Consider the following 15,909-nt stretch of genomic DNA (forward strand, 5'->3'; position numbering starts at 1 on the left):
GGCGGAGCTGAACTGCCGGGCATCGGCACGGGATTGGGCCAGAGAGGGGGAGGAGGGCATGGCAATGCCGGAGCTTCCCGACATGGGAGATGCGATTCCCCGTGAGGGCCCTACGCCAAGTCAGTGCATCTGGCACAGGAACGCCTTGCTCTTTTCGGCTTCGTATCCCTATGGATCTTCCTTTATGTCGCGACGCGGAATATCGGGCTGATCCGGCTCCCTGTGCTGAACCTGATCAGCACCTATCTGGGGCTCCATGTCATCGTCCGGTCCTGGCGGCGGAACCGGATGCGCCGGGTGTATGTGGCACTGGCGGCTTCGTCGGTGTGCTTGATCGTCTGGACATCGTCGTTCAAGATCCTCAACTGAGCGGGCACCCTGGGGTTTTCGCGTTCACGCGTGGGCGGATCGGCCCGGGGCCGGCCGGTCGCGGCCGCACCGGCGGCCGCGAAAGGATGAGCACTCCCGAAGCCCTCATCAGGCCGTGCGCGGACGGCTACCGTGGCAAGGAGAATTGTCTGGAGGAGCCCATGACCAGCCGGCCCGAGCATGCGCCCGTCCCGTCGCCCGCCCCCTCGCCCGCCCCGGCTCCGACCGCGGCAGCGCAGCTGCTCGTCCGGATCCGCGCCGACCGCCGTGCCCAGCAGTGGGTGCCGGCCTTCGAGCAGGACTGGGCCAAGGCGCTGGAGGACTCCCGCCACAGCTACAGCCTCACCCCGCTGCACGACGTCGTCCGCGCCTGGCAGTCCCGGCTCTCCGCCGCCCCGTCCGTCGACGCGTTCGTCGCCTCGGGGAAGGACGATTCCGACGGGATCGCCCTGGAGGACGCGCTCGGGGCCCGCCCGTGAGCGACGCCCTCTGGCAGGCGCGGCTGTCCCCGCAGGCTCTGACCGCGCTCGGCTCGCTGCCCGGGCACGCCCGCGAGATGCTCCGCGACGTCCTGGACATCGCCGCCCGCGATCCGTGGAGCTTCCCGGCCTTCGACAGCCGGGATCCCGAGGGCGAGGACGTCCGCGCCGCCTCGGTCGGACAGCTCACCGGCGTCTACTGGATCAACCGGCCCGCCGGCCGCCTGTACGTCATCGACATCGTCTGGCTCGGTTAGTCGGGGCAGGCGGCAGGCTCCCTCAGGCGGGCCCGCCGCAGGTGAGTTCGTCCCAGTGAACGGTCCGGTCGCACCAGCGTTCCAGCAGTGTCCGGTCGTGCCCGACCGCGAGCAGCCCCGCCCCGCTCTCCGCGCGGTAGGTCTCCACGACGGCCACCAGGGCAGCGGTCGTGGAGGCGTCGAGCATCGCGGTCATCTCGTCGCAGATCAGCCAGCGTGGCCGCAGGACCAGCGCGCGGGCCAGACAGGCGCGCTGCAATTGGCCGTCGCTCACCTCGTGCGGGCGGCGCAGCAGCAGTTCGTCGGTAAGGCCGACGGCCTGCGCCAACTCCGCGACCTGTGCCGGGGCTTCGGCGCGGCGGCCGGCGGCGCGCAGCGGCTCCGCGATGAGGTCGGCCAGCCGCAGACGCGGATCGGCGGCGAGCCGGGGCTGCTGGAAGACCACGCCGTACGCGGTGCGCTGTCGGGCCGGCGCCCGGTGCCGCCAGCCGCCGGCAAGCTCACCGTCCAGCGTCACCGTCCCGGTCTCGGGCCGGTGCAGCAGCGCCGCGACGCGCGCGAGGGTGGATTTGCCGCAGCCGCTCGGCCCCAGCAGGCCAATTGCTTCCCCCGCGGCGACGCTCAGGGAAACCCCGCTGACCACGGGTTTCCTCCGCTCGTATCCAGCGGTGATGTCGGCTAGTTCGAGCACTGCGGCCCTCCTGCCAGGGGTAGGTGGGAGAGCTGTTCCCGCTCAGCCGCCTCGGCGTATCCGGGCAGTTCGCGCGCCTCGGGTACGTCGGATACGTCGGATACGTCCACGATCGGGTGGTGGCACGCGGCACCGCCGGTCCGCTCGGGCAGGGCATCGCACGCGTCGGTGGCGCGGTCGCAGCGAGTGGCGAAGGCGCAGCCGGCCGGGAGAGCGCCCAACTCGGGCGGGTTTCCGGGGATGGGTAGGAAGGCTCGCTCGGGGAGGGCATCGAGCAGGCCCCTGGCGTACGGGTGCCGGGGCCCCGGTTCTCCGAAGAAGGTGTCGGCATCGGCGAGTTCGACGATCCGGCCGGCATACATGACAGCGACCCGGTCGGCGATCCGCTCGGCCGCCGCCAGGTCATGGGTGATCATCAGCAGCGCATGGCCGTCGTCCACGTGCCGGCGGAGCTCATCGACCGTGCTGTCGACGAGCTCGCGGTCGAGTCCGGTGGTGGGCTCGTCGGCCAGCAGCACGGGGGCGTTCCCGACGAGTGCCAGGGCGGTGGCCGCGCGTTGTGCGAGACCGCCGGAGAGCTGGTGCGGGTAGCGGTCAAGGTGGTCGAGTGGCAGCGACGCGCGGTCGGCCGCACACTCCGCGGCGGCACGCAGCGCGGCGCGCGGCGCACGCGTCACCTCACGCACGGTCTCCTCCAGTTGGGAGCGGACGGTGCGTACGGGCGTGAGGTGGGCCGCGGGGCTCTGCGGTATCAGGCCGATACGGCGGCCGCGCAGGGTGCCGGCGAGTTGCCGCTCGGTGGCGGTGAGCAGTTCCACCGCCGCGTCCGCCGCGTCCGCCGCGGTCGGGCCGGTGCTGCCCAGCAGGGCCGAGCCCGCGGTCTGTGCGTTGCCCGGCAGCAGCCCGAGCAGTGCGGATGCCAGCACGGACTTGCCGCAGCCGCTCTCGCCGACCAACGCCAGGCACTCGCCGGGCGCGAGGTCGAAGGCCGCGTCACTGACTGCGGCGATGTGCCGCCCACCGCGCATCCGGAAGCGGACGGACAGGTCGCGCACCGAAAGCGCGGGCTCCGGGCTCTCGTGGCGGGCAAGGGGCTCGGTTTCCGCGGGCGCCTTCACAGCATCAGCTCCGATCGGCGGCGCGGGTTGAGCCGCTCGCGCCATGCGCCGGCCAGGCCCGCGATGGCGAGGGTGGGGACGATGATGAACAGGCCGGGGAACAGCGTGGGCCACCAGTCGCCGGCCAGCAGCGAACTGCGCGCGGAATTGACCATATTGCCCAGGCTGGCCTCATGCGCCGGCAGCCCGAGGCCCAGGAACGACAGGGCGGACTCGTGCCAGATGGCGTGCGGCACCATCAGCACCGCGGCGAGCCCGGCCTGCGGAAGCACCCCGGGCAGCACATGGCGGACGGCCACCCGCCATCGCGACGCACCGCCGGAGACCGCGGCGTCGATGAAGGGACGCGAGCGCAGCGAGAGCACTTCGGCCCGTACGATCCGCGCGGTGGACAGCCAGTGGGTCAGCGCCACGGAGATGATCACCGGCCAGGCGCCGGGACGGAACATGGCCACGATGAAGATGCCGAGCAGAAGATGCGGAACGGAGGAGAACAGATCCACCACGCGCATCACGGCCCGGTCGGCCCAGCCGCCCAGGGTTCCGGCGAGCGCTCCGACGGCGGTACCGATGACCGTGGCCGCCAGCGCCGCGACCACCCCGACGAGCAGCGAGACGCGCAGCCCGTAGACGCAGCGCAGCAGCAGGTCACGCCCGACCTCGTCGGTGCCGAACGGGTGCGCGAGGGACGGGGCCCGCAGCTTGACGGCCAGGTCCACGGCCTGCCGGTCGAGTGGGACCACCAGCGGTACGACCAGCGTCGCGAGGACGATGAGGATCACCAGCGCGGCGCAGACCCGGGCCCGCAGAGTGCGAGCGCCCCCTCCGCGGACCGCCTTCGCGTCGCGTTCGTGCCAGGTACTGTGGCCCGACGGGCCGGAGTCCCCGGTGCCGTGGAGAACGGTGTCAGCCATCGAAGGCCACCCTCGGGTCGGCGAGCCCGTACAGCAGGTCGGAGAGCAGGTTCCCGGCGAGGACGGCGGCGGTGGCGAGCACCGTCAGCGCGGCGAGCAGCGGGAAGTCGACGGCGGTCGCCGCCTCGACGGTGGCCGCGGCGATGCCCGGCCAGCTGAAGACGGTCTCGACCAGCAGCGCGCCGGTGATGAGCTCCGGCACCCGTGAACCGATCAGCGTCAGGACCGGCAGCAGTCCGGAGCGCAGCGCGTGCTGGAGCAACACGGTGCGCTCGCGCAGGCCCCGCGCCCGCGCTCCGCGCACCGGGTCCTCGTCGAGGGCGTCCCCGACACCCTGGCGTACGTACAGCACGAACCAGGGGAGCTGGGATACGGCCAGCACCAGTGCCGGCAGCACGACATGTCCCGCGATCTGTCCGAAGGTCGCGACCTCGCTGCCGGTGTCGGTCAGTCCGCCGGCCGGCAGCACACCGAGCTTGAGGGCGAACAGCCAGACGGCGAGCAGGCCCAGCCAGAACGGCGGTGCCGCTTCGAGAACGTACGCGGTGGTGGTGACGGCCCGGTCGAGCAGCGACCCCCGCCGCCGGGCCGCGAGCACGCCGAGCACGGTGCCGAGGACGACCGCGAGGGCGAAGGCCAGGGTGCACAACAGCACGGACCAGCCGAGGCGTTCACCCACGACCTGCGAGACGGGTGCGCGCAGCGTGGCCGAGTCGCCGAGGTCGCCGGTGAGGGCGCTGCCCAGCCACTCCCACCAGCGGGCGAGCAACGGCTGGTCGTAGCCCAGGTTGTGCCGGATCTGGTCGAGGTTCTCCTGGGACGAGGTGAGTCCCGCGGTGCCCGCGTATGCCCTCACCGGGTCGAAGGGCGAGGCGGCGGCGATCGCGAACACCCCGAGGGTGACGGCGAGGAGGACCGGTACGGCGAGCAGCGCCCGCCGGGCCGCCATCCGCGCCATGGGCCCCCAGGGCAGAGTCTTCAGAGCACTCACTTGGCGGGCTGCCAGTCCTCTACGTTCCACCAGGGGCCCGAGGCGAGACCGTGATCGTGCGGCTCGACCTGGGTGGACAGCGCCTTCCAGCGGTCGCTGAGCACATAGACGTGGTCGATGTGCGTGAGGAAGGTGTAGGCGGGGTTGTCGACGAGCGTCTTCTGGACGGTGTCGTAGGCCGCCTTGCGCTTGCCGTCGTCGTTGGTGCGGCGCGCCTGGACGAGCTTGTCGTCGACGGTCTTGTCGGCGTAGCGGGACATGTTGTTGAAACCGTCGCCGGCGACGGAGGAGTGCAGCAGCAGGTACTGGTCGAAGTCGGGGTCGGCCGGGCTGCCGCCGCCCGCGAGCACCGCGTCGTGCTTCATGTTCGGCTCGATCGCCTCCCACGTACCCGACTCGACCTTGGCTTCGATGCCGGCCTTCTTCGCGTCGGAGGCGAAGGCCAGGGCGTGCTCCTGACGGAGCTTGTCGCCGGAGAGGTACCAGAGGGTGAAGGAGGCGCGCTGCCCGTCCTTCTGCCGGACGCCGTCGCCGCCCTTCCTCCAGCCGGCGGCGTCGAGGATCCGCTCGGCCTTCTTCAGGTCGTGGGGGCGTTCGGTGCCCTTGGCGAACCACGGGCTGTCGGTGGGTACCGGACCGTAGGCGGGCTTGCCGGCTCCGTTGAGGATGCCCTTGACCATCGCCTCCCGGTCGACCGCGACATCCAGCGCCCGGCGTACGGCGCGGTCGCCGGTGACGGGGTCGGCGCTGGGCAGTGTGACGTTGCGGTAGTCGAAGGTCTTCGCCGTCAGGGTCTTCCTGCCCGGCTCGTCCTTGAACGTGGCGGCGAGATTCGGCGGCAGGATGGCGCCGTCGAGGTCACCGGAGCGCAGCCGTGTGGCTCGGACGTCGTCGTCCTTGATGATCGACATGGTGAACTTCTTCACCTTCGGCGCGCCGCCCCAGTAGGCGGGGTTGGCCTTGAAGCTGAGCTTCTCGCCCTTGGACCAGTTGGTGAGGACGTAGGGGCCGGTGCCGACCGGTTTCGTGGTGAACGGGCCGTGGTTCACGTCCTGTTTGCCGGCGATGTGCTGGGGCGCGATGGGCAGCACGGTGCGCTCGGCGAACGGCGCGTACGGGTACTTGAGATGGAAGACGACGGTGTGGTCGTCCTTCTTCTGCACCGTCTTGATCGCGTCCAGCTCGGTCTTGGAGGCGTTGTTGGTCCTCTTGTCGAGGATGGTCTCGTAGGTGAAGACCACGTCATCGGCCGTGAAGGGCTTGCCGTCGCTGAATTTCACGCCCTTGCGCAGCGTGAAGATGTAGGTCTTCCCGCCATCGGTGACCCGGGGCAGCGCAGCGGCCAGCGCGGGCCTGAGCTTCATATCGGCGTCGTGGGTGAGCAGTCCGTCGAAGATCTTGGAGTTGCCGTCCTTGCCGTAGCCCAGCAGGGGGCTGAGCGAGTCCGGCTCGTAGGCGATTCCCACGACGGCGGAGGCCGCGCCGCCGGCAGCCCGGCCTCGGCCGTCGTCCGGCGTCGAACACCCTGCCGCGGTGAGCGTCACGGTGCCCGCCACCGCCGCGGCGACCACTGCCCGTATGGACCGGACCGTCATGGCCAACCCCTAATGAAGATCGAAAGCTATTGCGAGTGAGTTGCAATTAAACCGCATGCTCGATCGTGCCCAGGAGTGGGTCGTACGTATGCATGCCGGAGCGATGCCGGTCAGAAGTCATGGGGCAGGCGGCGCGACGAGTGCGGGCGCGATGACGGGAACGCAGCGGCGAGCACCTCGGACCGCAGCACCGAACGTCGCGGGACGGGCTCTGCGCCCGAGCCCGCGGCCGTGCGTAGCGCGCGGCGGATGTCAGTCCACGAGCGCGGCGGCGTGCTGACGTGCCTGACGCAACCAGGAGGCGCGGGTCTCATCGGTGGAGTCGCTGACGGTGCGGAACACGACCCGGCGCACGTCCCTCACTCCTGTGTACGGCAGGACGCAGGCCGCCCAGATCCTTTGCAGCGGGTCCCCGAACTCTCCCTCCTCGCGATCGGCGGGAGTGTCGGAGGTGTTCAGAATGAGCGCCCGCCCGGCTTTCAGCAGCCCTTCGGGCTCACCCTCCGCGGTGCCCAGTTTGTAGGCGACGCCGGGTACGAAGACCCGCTGCACCCAGCCCGTGAGGACGGCCGGTGGCATGCCCCACCAGTTCGGGTGGACGAACGCCATGGCATCGAGCGTGGCCACCTCCCTGCGATGCAGCGCCACCTGCGCGTCGTGGGTGTCGGTGGCCGACTGAACCGTCTCCGTCTCGTCGGCGGACAGCCCCGGTGGGAAGCCCTCGGCGCAGAGGTCGTGCGCGAGGACCTGGCACCCGCGGTCGCGCAACTGCCGCACGACCGCATCGAACACGGCGTGGTTGAAGCTGCCGGGCCGCGGGTGGGCGAGATAGACCCCTACACGCTTCATGCGGCCCCCAAGGCACATCCGTAGCCGCCAGGCGGCGATCCCCGGGGATCCGCGTCCGCCCCCGCTCGGCTGATCATCATGGCCGGTGCGGCACTGTTCATGGAAGATGATTTCCGCAAACCCGGTACGTGATCGGGGAGTTGGCCGGGAGGCCGCGCAGCCGTCGGGCCGTCGGCATCGTGGGCATACGACGGGAGCTGTCCGGAGGCACGGACCGACGGGCCGGGCGCTGGGACAATGGCTCCGTCCGGAGGGGCCCTCACCGTGGGCGCGTCACCTGAGTCGCCTTGTGGCGATGCGACGGTCGTGCGGGTCGAGAATGACCAGGCTTCTTGCCACCCCGGACCCGTCGTCCTTGTCCCACCACTCCGCGAAGGTCTCGGCGAACTCTGCGGCCGCCGTCCGCGACCGGTGGTCGGTGGCCACCTCCACGTCGTAGTCGGGGCCCGTGAGGTCGACGGTGAAGACCCGCGCGGCATGGCGGGCGGTCGCGGTATCGCCCTCGGCCCGCGCCCACGCACGGAAGTCTGCGAGAAGCTGCGGATTCACCTGCCGCTTGCTCAGGCGATGGGCCGGAGGCTGCCAAGGGGATTGGCTGACCCCGTCCTGGCAGCCTTTCACCCAGGATCCACGGTCCTGGTCGGCCGCAGGGCCTGCGACAAGGGCGCGGCGGGCACAGCCGCCTCCCACGATCTCGCGAACCGCGGCACCCTTGCCGCCCGCATCATGGAGTTTCTGGCCCTGCGCGTATCCCGACGCATGCGCGTTTCCGAAGCCGGACGAGGGCGCGGAACGTTCCTCGGCCGGGCGGGAAGGACGCGCGGCGTCGGAAAGGGAAGGGCGCGCGGCGTCGGAACTCGGTGTGCTCGCGGTGCCGCACGCCGATACGGCCAAGAAGCCCGCGGTCGCTGCTGTCGCGCAGGCCGCGTAGCGCAGCAGTGCAGGGCCTAACTCCGTACGTGGGCGCATGCCTGAGTCTCCCGTCGTTGGCGTCACTCAAGGGGAGAGAGCCCGAATCCCGCCCCCAGGTTGTCCGCCACGACCGGCTGACGTCCGCACGGCAGAAGCTAGGCAGGGCACGCAGCCGCAGGTCCGGGCCTGGCCCGGACGGGGTATTAACTGAGTTTGTCTGATTCGGAATTGCACCCGGCTTCGATATGAAGGACCTGTGAATTTGGGGCATCGGTACGCGGTAAGGCGCAAAGCGTGCGTCGTTCCGGGAAATCGAGATGCAATCGCAGGTTTGAAAGAGGTTTCCCGCATCTGTGCGAGGCAAGCAACGAGGCATGAACAATCCCCATGAGCCCATGCCCCTGAATGACAACTACGCCCCTTATGCCCCCGACCGCGATACCCGCAGGCGTGGTCGGGAGGGCGCCGGAGCGGACCGGACCGCCCTGATCATCCATTCCATCGCCGATGTCGCGGCAGGTTTTCTGGGCCTGTGGATCCTGCTGTACCTGCTCGAGGCGAACCAGGGAAATGTCTTCGTCGGTTTTGTCCAGGGTGTGGCCGACTGGCTGAGCGGCTGGTCCCAGGACATCTTCACCATGGACGTCGAGAGTCTGCGGATATTCCTCAATTACGGTCTGGCCGCCGTGATTTACCTTCTGATCGGTCATGGGATCGCTGCGTGGGTGCGCCGCCTCTAACCGAATGAGGCCGGCTGCCGGCGAGGTCCGTGTCAGAGCAGGTGCCTGCTCGCGGGCCTCGCGGCGCGGCAAGCTCACTCCCTCGCGCACGTGGCCCCGCTTCCGCCGAGCGCGTCGAGTCGCACAGCCGGGGGGCCGGGCGTAAACAGGAGACATGAGCGCGAATGAGGCTTTCCGGCCCGGCGAGGTGGTGCCCGCCAGTGGCATCTACGCATGCGACTGTCCGCAAACCCATCACTGGAGCACGGACGTGAAGGGGCACCGGTTTCCGCCGCTCCCGCACGGCTGCGACGGGAGCACCTGGACGCTGAAGGACCCGGCGCACCCGGCGGACTGACCTCGCCGACCTGTGCAGGCGCGACATTGTCCGTGAGGCAGGCGGGTTACGCACCCGCAGGAGCGGAGCGCTGCGCAACAACTGCCCAGCACATGGGCCCGTCCGGGTGTAAGCAGGAGATATGGGTTTCCGGCACGACGTCACTCGTCTCGGCAGGGCCTGGAAGCCGAGTTATGGGCTGGTCGCCATCCCGCTGGCGCTCATCGTCACGGTCACGGTGATCGACATCCACGCCCCGACGACGGTCCATCTGGGGCCGTTCCTGGTCGCGGCGCCCGCGATCACAGCGTCCTTCGCCGGCCCCGGGCTCACCGGAGCGATCGGAGTGCTCGCCGTGGCGGCGCAGGCCGTCATCGGCCAGCTGCACGGCGGACTGATGACGGCGAACCACCAGGCGCAGGTCGCCGCCCTCGTGGTGATCTCGGTGTTCGTCACGGTCTTGCGGTACGCGCGGGACCGGCACGAGCGGCAGCTGGGCCAGGTGCGGTCGGTGGCCGCGGCGGCGCAACAGGTCCTGCTGCGTCCCCTGCCGCGCCGCATCGGACCCCTGCGGATCGCGTCCGTCTACCTCGCGGCCGAGGCCGAGGCGCAGATCGGCGGTGATCTGTATGCCGCGGTGGCCGCTCCGGGCGCGACCCGCCTGGTCATCGGCGACGTACGCGGCAAGGGCCTGCCGGCCATCGGAGAGGCATCGGTGCTGGTCGGGGCGTTCCATGGGTCCGCCTACCGCAATCTGTCGCTTCCCGGCATCGCCGCGCACCTGGGGAACGCCGTGTACTGGAACGCGGTCCATCTCGCCGACGGCGGCCCGGACGTCGATGAGTCCTTCGTGACCGCGCTGGTCCTGGACATCCAGGAGGACAGCCCTTTCGTCTCCATGGTGAATTGTGGGCACCCACCGCCCCTGCTGCTGCGGGACGGGCAGGTGCGCTCCCTGGACGTCTGCGAGCCCGCGCTTCCGCTGGGTATCAGTGGCCTGCCGGAGAGCCACTACAAGGTGGAGACGTTCGGCTTCGAACGCGGCGATCTCCTCCTGCTGTACACGGACGGGGTCATCGAGTGCCGAGACCGCTCCGGTTCGTTCTACCCCTTGGCCGACCGTGCCGGCTCATGGCGCGGTTCCGGCCCGCAGTCCCTCGTGCGGTACCTGCACGAGGACCTGATCCGGTACGCGGACGGGAACCTCGGTGACGACGCGGCCATGATCGCCATCGCGAAATCCTCCTGACCCGTCGCGTCACCTCTCTCGGCATCTCCTCCGGCCGGGCCGCTGCCGAGGCCGGTGCGCGACGAGTTTCTGCGGCGGGCGCCCGCTCGGAGAATTGGGAGAATGAGCCCCGGAGAGTATTAGCCTGGGTAAGAGCGTGCGGATGAGCCCAGAGCCGTGCGTAATGGAATGAACGGGTATACGACCCGCCCGGGCCACTGAGGCGGCCCGGTACGGAGAGACAGCCGTCGGGGGAAGGGTCGCACGCCCCGCAGCTCGCAGCTGTGGAGGAGGTCGTCGTGACATCAGAACCCCGCCCCGCCGCCCCGCAGGCCACACACGTGGCCATCGACACGGCTGACGAGCAGCGAGCCGTCCTGACCTTCTCCGGCGTCCTGGACTCCCATGCCCTGCGCGAGCTGGAAGAACGACTCCTCGATCCACGCCTGCGCCAGGCCGGCACCTGGGTGTGGGAGATGAGGGCCGTGGAACGGATCGATCTCGCCTGTGCCTATGCGGTGCTCCGCGCGGCGACGACCCTGCCGCCCACCACCTCCATCACCATCCGGGGTGCCCACCGCGACGTCCAGCGGACACTGCACCACGCCGGCGTCGACGCGGTCGCGACGATCGAGGAATAGCCGGCCGGCACGCACCTGGGGGACCGCCTCCGGCCGAGGCGGTCCTCGTATCGTGCCGATCCGCATGCCGACCTGGGGTCAGGCCGTCCACCAGGGCGGACGTCGGCTGCGCCACCCTCTTGCCCGCTCCGGATGCGAAGCCGCAGAACGGCGACGACGATCGGCGGACAGGCGCAGCGCGCCGTCACGCCGCAGAGAGGTGGAAGACCATGAGGGTGTTGCTGACCGTCGAGATGGACACCGAGAAGGCGAATCGGGCGATCACGGACAACACGTTGCCTCATACAATGAAGTCGGTGTTCGACCGGGTCAAGCCGGAAGCCGCGTTCTTCGGGGCGACGGGGGGCATGCGTACGGCGTTCATCGTCTTCGACCTCAAGGACCCGACCGACATTCCGTCGATTGCCGAACCCCTCTTCCAGGAACTCGGGGCCAAGTTGGCCTTCATTCCCGTGATGACCTTCGACGACGTCCAGGCCGGTCTGCGGAAGGCCGCGTCGAGCTGATCGCGCGCCCGGGGCCGGTCGTCGGCCCGGGCGCATGGCGCTGCGCGTCGTGGCGAACACCCGGCGGCTCGGTATGCAGGGCTCCGCCACCGAATCCCCGTTGCCTCCGGGGCGGGGGCCTCAGGGGCTGACCGAGCGCCAGATCCGTTCCGGGAGGTCGCGGCCCGCGGCTTCCAGGTCGACGTCCCCGAGCGTGAGCCGGCGGCGGGCGACGGCGACGACGGGGCCGAGGACGAGGGACTCGATCACGGGCACGGGCAGCGGGGTGAGTTCGCCGGAGTCGAGGCGCTCGCGGATCCAGTCGGCGATCGGGGACAGCCGGGCCTCCTGCGAGTCACGGATCTCCTTGGCGTGCGCCATGCCGTACCGGTCGGCGGCGACGGAGTGTACGAGCCGCGCCGCGTCCGGGTGATCCCGGACGAACCCCAGGTAGGCCCGGACAACGGCACGGATGCCCGTGCGCGCCGTCCGCGTGCGCTCCAGGGCGCCGGCCACCTCGCCCAGCAACCGGGACAGCCAGCGCAGCACGAGCGCGGCGACCAGACCGTCGAGGCTGCCGAAATGGTGGTAGAGGCTGCCCGGGCTGACGCCGCTGGCCTTGGTGACCGCGCTGACGGTGAGGCCCTGATCGCCCGAAGCGGCGTACACGCGCAGGGCGGCATCCAGGACCTGTTCGACGGTGGCCTCGCCACGCTGCTGCTTGGGGCTCATCGTGCGACCGTCCTCGGGTGTGGTGCGGGCGGCTTCCTCATGATCCCCGCGGTCACAGCGTAAAACACCCAGCTTTCTAGAATGAATTTCTAGAAAGTGCTTCCACACCCGGCGATCGGTCCACCAGACTGGGCCCGTGCCGGGGCCGGTTCCGCCCGTTCCGGGACGAGGACGGCCATGGTCCGCGCCGTACGGCGAACGGGAGTGAGTGGACCGAGCGGACAGGGCCGCGTGGCCCCGGGAACGCCGGGGCCGACGGTAGGGAGCGGGTGCGCCCGGAGGATGTCGCACGGGCGCCGGGTCTCCCTCGGACAGCGTTAGTTCAGGCAGCGGACGGCAGAAGTCCGCTGACGTGACCACGGGGGACGGACGTGTCGGAGATCGAGGCCCTGCTGGGCCAGGTGGTGCCCGCGGTGGGCGCGGCGGTGAGTGCTTACGGCGTTGCCGTGCTGACCCGGGCCGAGGACGAGGCGGCCGGCGCGACCGTGCGCCTCGGGCAGCGGCTGCTCGACCGTCTACGGGGCCGCAGCCCGGAGCCCGAGGCGATCGATGCGGCGGTGACGGAACTCGCGGAGACGGACGGGCACGCGGACGCGGTAGCCGCCCTGCGCCTGCGGATCCGGCAGGCTCTCACGGCCTCCCCGGAGCTCCTCGCGGAGCTGACGGAGATGCTGCCGGCGGCACCCGTCGAGGCCGGTGGTGCCGGCGGCGTGGCCGTGGGAGGGAGCGTGACCGGCATCGTTTCGACGGGGCCGGGCGCGACGAACATCGTGAACCGGGGAAGCCGATGAGCACCGAGGCGGGAGCACCCGACGGAGCCTCGGAGGGGGCGGCACCGGGTGGGGCGGCAGTGGAACAGTCCCCAGGCGGCGCCGAACCGGCCGTTGTGGTGGTCCAGGGCGACAACCACGGCATCATCAGCCAAGGCGACAACGCCATCAACGTGGTGTTCGACGGGAACCGCTTCGTCGAGATCCACAGCCTCCTCGAACTGCCGCTGCGCCAGACGGAGGTGCTTGCCGCACCGGCGGCCATCAGACTGTTCGGCCGGGACACCCTCGTGGACGAGGTCGTCACCCAGCTGACCGAGGGCACGAGTGTGCAGCTCTACGGAAGCGAGGGCGTCGGGAAGAACGCCGTCGCCGACGCGGTGCACCACCGGCTGGCCGCTCGCGGGCAGCGAGGCCATGTCCTGCGCCCGCAGGGCGAGGGACCCAACAGCCTGGAGACGCTGTACAAGCGTCTCGCCACACTGCTCTTCGGCAAGCAGTTCCTGCGCGGAGTCGACGAGACGGAGCTGCATCAGGCCGTCGCCCACGTCCGTGACGTGCACATCACGGTCATCGACAGCGCGCTGAGCCGTGACGATCTGAGTCGGCTCCAGCAGACCTTCCCCGGCTTCACCTTCCTGTTCACCTCCCCGTACCTGACCCTGCCGGACACGTCCGCCGTCCATCACGTCCAGCCTCTGGGCCGGGCCGCCGCGATCGAGCTGCTCAGCTCCGAACTGGGCCTGGAGCTCGGGCCCGTCGGTCTGCAGAACCTGCAGTTCGACTGGGCCTACCGGATGGCCGAAGGCCGGCCCCAACGCCTGCGCCTGTACGCGGAGTTCATCAAGGGGGCGGATGAATGGCGGGCCCGCAGTTCGAGGGAGCCGCACGACCAGCCGCCGCCGGTCGACGCGCAGCAGCTCAGCCCGCTGCGCCAGGCCGAAACCCTGGCCGTGGCCCTGAGCGAACCGGCCCGCCGCGTCCTGGTCGCGCTGGCGACATTCGGAGTGCCGTTGGCCGCCGCGTGGTTCGTGCCGCTCACCGGGCACCAGGACGACATGTACGCGGGCCCCGAGCTCTTCGACCGGCGCCTGGTCACGTACGACGGCGGGGCGTACCGGATCACGGGGGACGCCGCGGCCGCGGTCCGAGGTCTGAACTGGGCACCGACATCCGCCGACACGGCCGCCGAGGGTCTGATGACCGCCCTGACCGCGGACGGGGCGGCGGTGCGTCCGGACCCGTCTCTCCTCCTGGCCGTCGCGCATGTCCTCAATGCCGGCCGGAAGTGGGCCCTGGCCTCGCGCTTCGTGCGGACCGCGGTGCCGACCGCTCTGACGGCGGGCGCCCCGCAGGCCGCCCTGCAGCTCTACGCCCTGGGCAAGGCCGCCGCATTGCGCGGCGGCCTGGACAAGGACCGCGACTACTACGTCCGCACCGAGGAGCAGACCCGCAACCTCCTGGAGGGCGACAAGGCCGCCGTCGCCGCGGCACTCCTGGTCCTGGCGCCTCCCGTCGTCCCGGTGGCGGTGACGGCCGGCGGCAAGGTCGCAGGTCTCGTGGGGAAGTTCACCGCCACCCTCACCACCAAAACGGGCCTCACCGTGGCGGCCGTCACGGTGGCGACGGCGACCGCCGCCGGCGTCGTGGTGGCTACCTCGAACGGCACACCCGCGGGCTGTACCGAGGCGTACGCCGCGAACGACACGCTGCGCGAGCGGGAGTCGAGGACCCCGCAGGACCTCGCATCCGGCTACCGGCAGATGGCGGCCGACCTGGGTACCGCCGCCGAAGAGGCGACCGACTCGGAGGTGCAGTCCACGCTCCGGAACCAGGCCACCGCCTTCGAGGACGCGGCCGACGCCAAGCAAGGCGAGACTCCGGGCCGCGACGTGCACCCCGACGTGACCGCCGCCTTGGTGGGCTCCGAGAAGCTGCGGTCCGAGATCCGGTTGTTCCTCCAGCCCGTATCGAAGGTCTGCCCCATGGAGTGAGCGCCTCTCCGAGGCGTCCGCCGGTGGCCGCGGATCCCGTTCTTCGAACCTCTGTGCTCCGTCCGACCGGTCAGGCACAGCACCGCACTCGCCGTCCTGACCGTCCAGGCCGCACCGGCCGCCGCGGCAAGTACTACACCTTCGACGGCGGTTCGATCTACTGGACCGCCACGACCGGCGCGCACCCCGTCTGGGCGCGGTCCGCGACACGTGGGGCGCGCTGGGATGGGAGGGCGGGAAGCTCGGCTTCCCGGTCGGTGACGAGCTGACCAACTCCGACGGGCAGGGCAGGCGTCAGCAGTTCGAGGGCGGCACCGTCTACTGGCATCCGACGCTGCTCAACGGGTCCTTCAAGGCTTCTCCACGCACGGGTCCGTCATGTGGTGGAGCACGGGCATGGGCGGTGACCACAACGGTGTGTGCACGGGGGAGTGCACGGGTTACAAGGCACTCTCCCACTCCGAGTGGGTGAAGAAGACCGAGGTGTCGCGCAGGGTGGAGAACGGCGACATCGACGTCAAGGTGTTCCCCACCGACGCCGGGTTCGACGACGCCGAAAACTACGACACCCTGTGGGAACGGTCGTTCAGCTCCGTGCCCGTTCCCAAGGGGCTCACCGAAGAACAGCGCCTCCCTGCACAAGCAACTCGCCTGCCACGCCCACCACGCCTACAACGGCGGAGACGAAACCACCGGCCCGTCGTGGGACCTTGAATCATGGCGGCCCGATGTGTACTGGGACTACGCGCTGAGCCACGTCACCTTCCCCTTGCACCTCTGCAACTGGGAGTGACCGAGGGCATGGAGCGCTGCAGGATGGGAGGACGG

Annotated in this window: 21 protein-coding genes; 13 read left to right on the plus strand and 8 right to left on the minus strand. The window is 70.4% G+C overall.

Features of this window, described 5'->3' with window-relative positions:
* Positions 1 to 123 precede the first annotated feature (123 nt).
* From QOM21_RS34535 to QOM21_RS34545, 3 genes are all read left to right on the plus strand, one after another.
* On the plus strand, positions 124 to 369 hold the full coding sequence (locus QOM21_RS34535; RefSeq protein WP_407555032.1) for a hypothetical protein: 246 nt from the start codon (positions 124 to 126) through the stop codon (positions 367 to 369).
* Positions 370 to 530: 161 nt separating this feature from the next.
* A complete protein-coding gene (locus QOM21_RS34540) occupies positions 531 to 848 on the plus strand; it encodes a DUF6247 family protein (protein ID WP_407555033.1) in 318 nt (105 codons plus the stop codon).
* Positions 845 to 1,105, plus strand: a complete 261-nt coding sequence (locus QOM21_RS34545) for a hypothetical protein (protein WP_407555034.1) — start codon at positions 845 to 847, stop codon at positions 1,103 to 1,105. Before QOM21_RS34540 ends, QOM21_RS34545 begins: the two co-directional genes overlap by 4 nt.
* Positions 1,106 to 1,127: 22 nt before the next feature.
* Here the strand turns inward: QOM21_RS34545 and QOM21_RS34550 are convergent, their stop codons facing one another.
* The 7 genes from QOM21_RS34550 to QOM21_RS34580 all read right to left on the minus strand — a co-directional run bounded on the left by QOM21_RS34550 (position 1,128) and on the right by QOM21_RS34580 (position 7,812).
* A complete protein-coding gene (locus tag QOM21_RS34550; protein ID WP_407555035.1) occupies positions 1,128 to 1,796 on the minus strand; it encodes an ABC transporter ATP-binding protein in 669 nt (222 codons plus the stop codon).
* Positions 1,784 to 2,824, minus strand: a complete 1,041-nt coding sequence (locus QOM21_RS34555; RefSeq protein ID WP_407555983.1) for an ABC transporter ATP-binding protein — start codon at positions 2,822 to 2,824, stop codon at positions 1,784 to 1,786. The genes QOM21_RS34550 and QOM21_RS34555 overlap by 13 nt, the downstream gene beginning before the upstream one ends.
* Before the next feature lie 86 nt (positions 2,825 to 2,910).
* Positions 2,911 to 3,828, minus strand: a complete 918-nt coding sequence (locus QOM21_RS34560) for an ABC transporter permease (RefSeq protein WP_407555036.1) — start codon at positions 3,826 to 3,828, stop codon at positions 2,911 to 2,913.
* Complete coding sequence (locus QOM21_RS34565) at positions 3,821 to 4,777, minus strand: ABC transporter permease (RefSeq protein ID WP_407555985.1); 957 nt, start codon at positions 4,775 to 4,777, stop codon at positions 3,821 to 3,823. Before QOM21_RS34565 ends, QOM21_RS34560 begins: the two co-directional genes overlap by 8 nt.
* A 38-nt stretch (positions 4,778 to 4,815) precedes the next feature.
* Complete coding sequence (locus QOM21_RS34570; protein ID WP_407555037.1) at positions 4,816 to 6,414, minus strand: ABC transporter substrate-binding protein; 1,599 nt, start codon at positions 6,412 to 6,414, stop codon at positions 4,816 to 4,818.
* Between the two features lie 252 nt (positions 6,415 to 6,666).
* A complete protein-coding gene (locus QOM21_RS34575) occupies positions 6,667 to 7,263 on the minus strand; it encodes an NAD(P)H-dependent oxidoreductase (RefSeq protein WP_407555038.1) in 597 nt (198 codons plus the stop codon).
* A 273-nt stretch (positions 7,264 to 7,536) separates the two neighbouring features.
* On the minus strand, positions 7,537 to 7,812 hold the full coding sequence (locus QOM21_RS34580) for a hypothetical protein (protein ID WP_407555039.1): 276 nt from the start codon (positions 7,810 to 7,812) through the stop codon (positions 7,537 to 7,539).
* A gap of 737 nt (positions 7,813 to 8,549) precedes the next feature.
* Here QOM21_RS34580 and QOM21_RS34585 point away from each other — a divergent pair.
* The 5 genes from QOM21_RS34585 (at position 8,550) to QOM21_RS34605 (ending at position 11,606) form a co-directional block, all read left to right on the plus strand.
* Entirely contained in the window at positions 8,550 to 8,915 is a 366-nt protein-coding gene (locus tag QOM21_RS34585; protein ID WP_407555040.1) for a hypothetical protein, read from the plus strand.
* A 154-nt stretch (positions 8,916 to 9,069) separates the two neighbouring features.
* On the plus strand, positions 9,070 to 9,252 hold the full coding sequence (locus QOM21_RS34590; RefSeq protein WP_407555041.1) for a hypothetical protein: 183 nt from the start codon (positions 9,070 to 9,072) through the stop codon (positions 9,250 to 9,252).
* Between the two features lie 121 nt (positions 9,253 to 9,373).
* Complete coding sequence (locus QOM21_RS34595; protein WP_407555042.1) at positions 9,374 to 10,480, plus strand: PP2C family protein-serine/threonine phosphatase; 1,107 nt, start codon at positions 9,374 to 9,376, stop codon at positions 10,478 to 10,480.
* A 278-nt stretch (positions 10,481 to 10,758) separates the two neighbouring features.
* Positions 10,759 to 11,100 carry an STAS domain-containing protein gene (locus QOM21_RS34600; RefSeq protein ID WP_407555043.1) on the plus strand — a complete coding sequence of 114 codons (342 nt, stop codon included), beginning with the start codon at positions 10,759 to 10,761 and terminating at the stop codon, positions 11,098 to 11,100.
* A gap of 209 nt (positions 11,101 to 11,309) precedes the next feature.
* Entirely contained in the window at positions 11,310 to 11,606 is a 297-nt protein-coding gene (locus QOM21_RS34605) for a hypothetical protein (RefSeq protein ID WP_407555044.1), read from the plus strand.
* A 120-nt stretch (positions 11,607 to 11,726) separates the two neighbouring features.
* Here QOM21_RS34605 and QOM21_RS34610 read toward each other — a convergent pair whose 3' ends face one another.
* A complete protein-coding gene (locus QOM21_RS34610) occupies positions 11,727 to 12,317 on the minus strand; it encodes a TetR/AcrR family transcriptional regulator (RefSeq protein WP_407555045.1) in 591 nt (196 codons plus the stop codon).
* Between the two features lie 371 nt (positions 12,318 to 12,688).
* On the opposite strand from QOM21_RS34610, the gene QOM21_RS34615 reads away from it, so the two are divergent.
* From QOM21_RS34615 to QOM21_RS34635, 5 genes are all read left to right on the plus strand, one after another.
* Positions 12,689 to 13,108 (plus strand): hypothetical protein, encoded by a 420-nt coding sequence (locus tag QOM21_RS34615; RefSeq protein WP_407555046.1) that lies wholly within the window; start codon positions 12,689 to 12,691, stop codon positions 13,106 to 13,108.
* Between the two features lie 59 nt (positions 13,109 to 13,167).
* The gene (locus QOM21_RS34620) at positions 13,168 to 15,081 is read left to right on the plus strand and encodes a hypothetical protein (RefSeq protein ID WP_407555047.1); all 1,914 of its coding nucleotides are present in this window, start codon (positions 13,168 to 13,170) and stop codon (positions 15,079 to 15,081) included.
* 53 nt (positions 15,082 to 15,134) lie between these two features.
* Positions 15,135 to 15,350 carry a hypothetical protein gene (locus tag QOM21_RS34625; protein WP_407555048.1) on the plus strand — a complete coding sequence of 72 codons (216 nt, stop codon included), beginning with the start codon at positions 15,135 to 15,137 and terminating at the stop codon, positions 15,348 to 15,350.
* Positions 15,347 to 15,553: a hypothetical protein gene (locus QOM21_RS34630; protein WP_407555986.1), complete on the plus strand. Its 207-nt coding sequence runs from the start codon at positions 15,347 to 15,349 to the stop codon at positions 15,551 to 15,553. Before QOM21_RS34625 ends, QOM21_RS34630 begins: the two co-directional genes overlap by 4 nt.
* 162 nt (positions 15,554 to 15,715) lie before the next feature.
* Positions 15,716 to 15,874 carry a DUF2599 domain-containing protein gene (locus tag QOM21_RS34635; protein WP_407555988.1) on the plus strand — a complete coding sequence of 53 codons (159 nt, stop codon included), beginning with the start codon at positions 15,716 to 15,718 and terminating at the stop codon, positions 15,872 to 15,874.
* Positions 15,875 to 15,909 lie beyond the last annotated feature (35 nt).

Source organism: Streptomyces sp. Pv4-95 (assembly GCF_045782725.1).
Taxonomy (GTDB): domain Bacteria; phylum Actinomycetota; class Actinomycetes; order Streptomycetales; family Streptomycetaceae; genus Streptomyces.

Bases quoted from the DNA above. Each gene is read 5' to 3' on its own strand.
- QOM21_RS34570 (WP_407555037.1), bottom strand. From the start codon at position 6,414: ATGACGGTCCGGTCCATACGGGCAGTGGTCGCCGCGGCGGTGGCGGGC.
- QOM21_RS34585 (WP_407555040.1), top strand. From the start codon at position 8,550: ATGAACAATCCCCATGAGCCCATGCCCCTGAATGACAACTACGCCCCT.
- QOM21_RS34595 (WP_407555042.1), top strand. From the start codon at position 9,374: ATGGGTTTCCGGCACGACGTCACTCGTCTCGGCAGGGCCTGGAAGCCG.
- QOM21_RS34565 (WP_407555985.1), bottom strand. From the start codon at position 4,777: ATGGCGGCCCGGCGGGCGCTGCTCGCCGTACCGGTCCTCCTCGCCGTC.
- QOM21_RS34575 (WP_407555038.1), bottom strand. From the start codon at position 7,263: ATGAAGCGTGTAGGGGTCTATCTCGCCCACCCGCGGCCCGGCAGCTTC.
- QOM21_RS34540 (WP_407555033.1), top strand. From the start codon at position 531: ATGACCAGCCGGCCCGAGCATGCGCCCGTCCCGTCGCCCGCCCCCTCG.
- QOM21_RS34610 (WP_407555045.1), bottom strand. From the start codon at position 12,317: ATGAGCCCCAAGCAGCAGCGTGGCGAGGCCACCGTCGAACAGGTCCTG.
- QOM21_RS34555 (WP_407555983.1), bottom strand. From the start codon at position 2,824: ATGCGCGGTGGGCGGCACATCGCCGCAGTCAGTGACGCGGCCTTCGAC.
- QOM21_RS34590 (WP_407555041.1), top strand. From the start codon at position 9,070: ATGAGCGCGAATGAGGCTTTCCGGCCCGGCGAGGTGGTGCCCGCCAGT.
- QOM21_RS34605 (WP_407555044.1), top strand. From the start codon at position 11,310: ATGAGGGTGTTGCTGACCGTCGAGATGGACACCGAGAAGGCGAATCGG.
- QOM21_RS34560 (WP_407555036.1), bottom strand. From the start codon at position 3,828: ATGGCTGACACCGTTCTCCACGGCACCGGGGACTCCGGCCCGTCGGGC.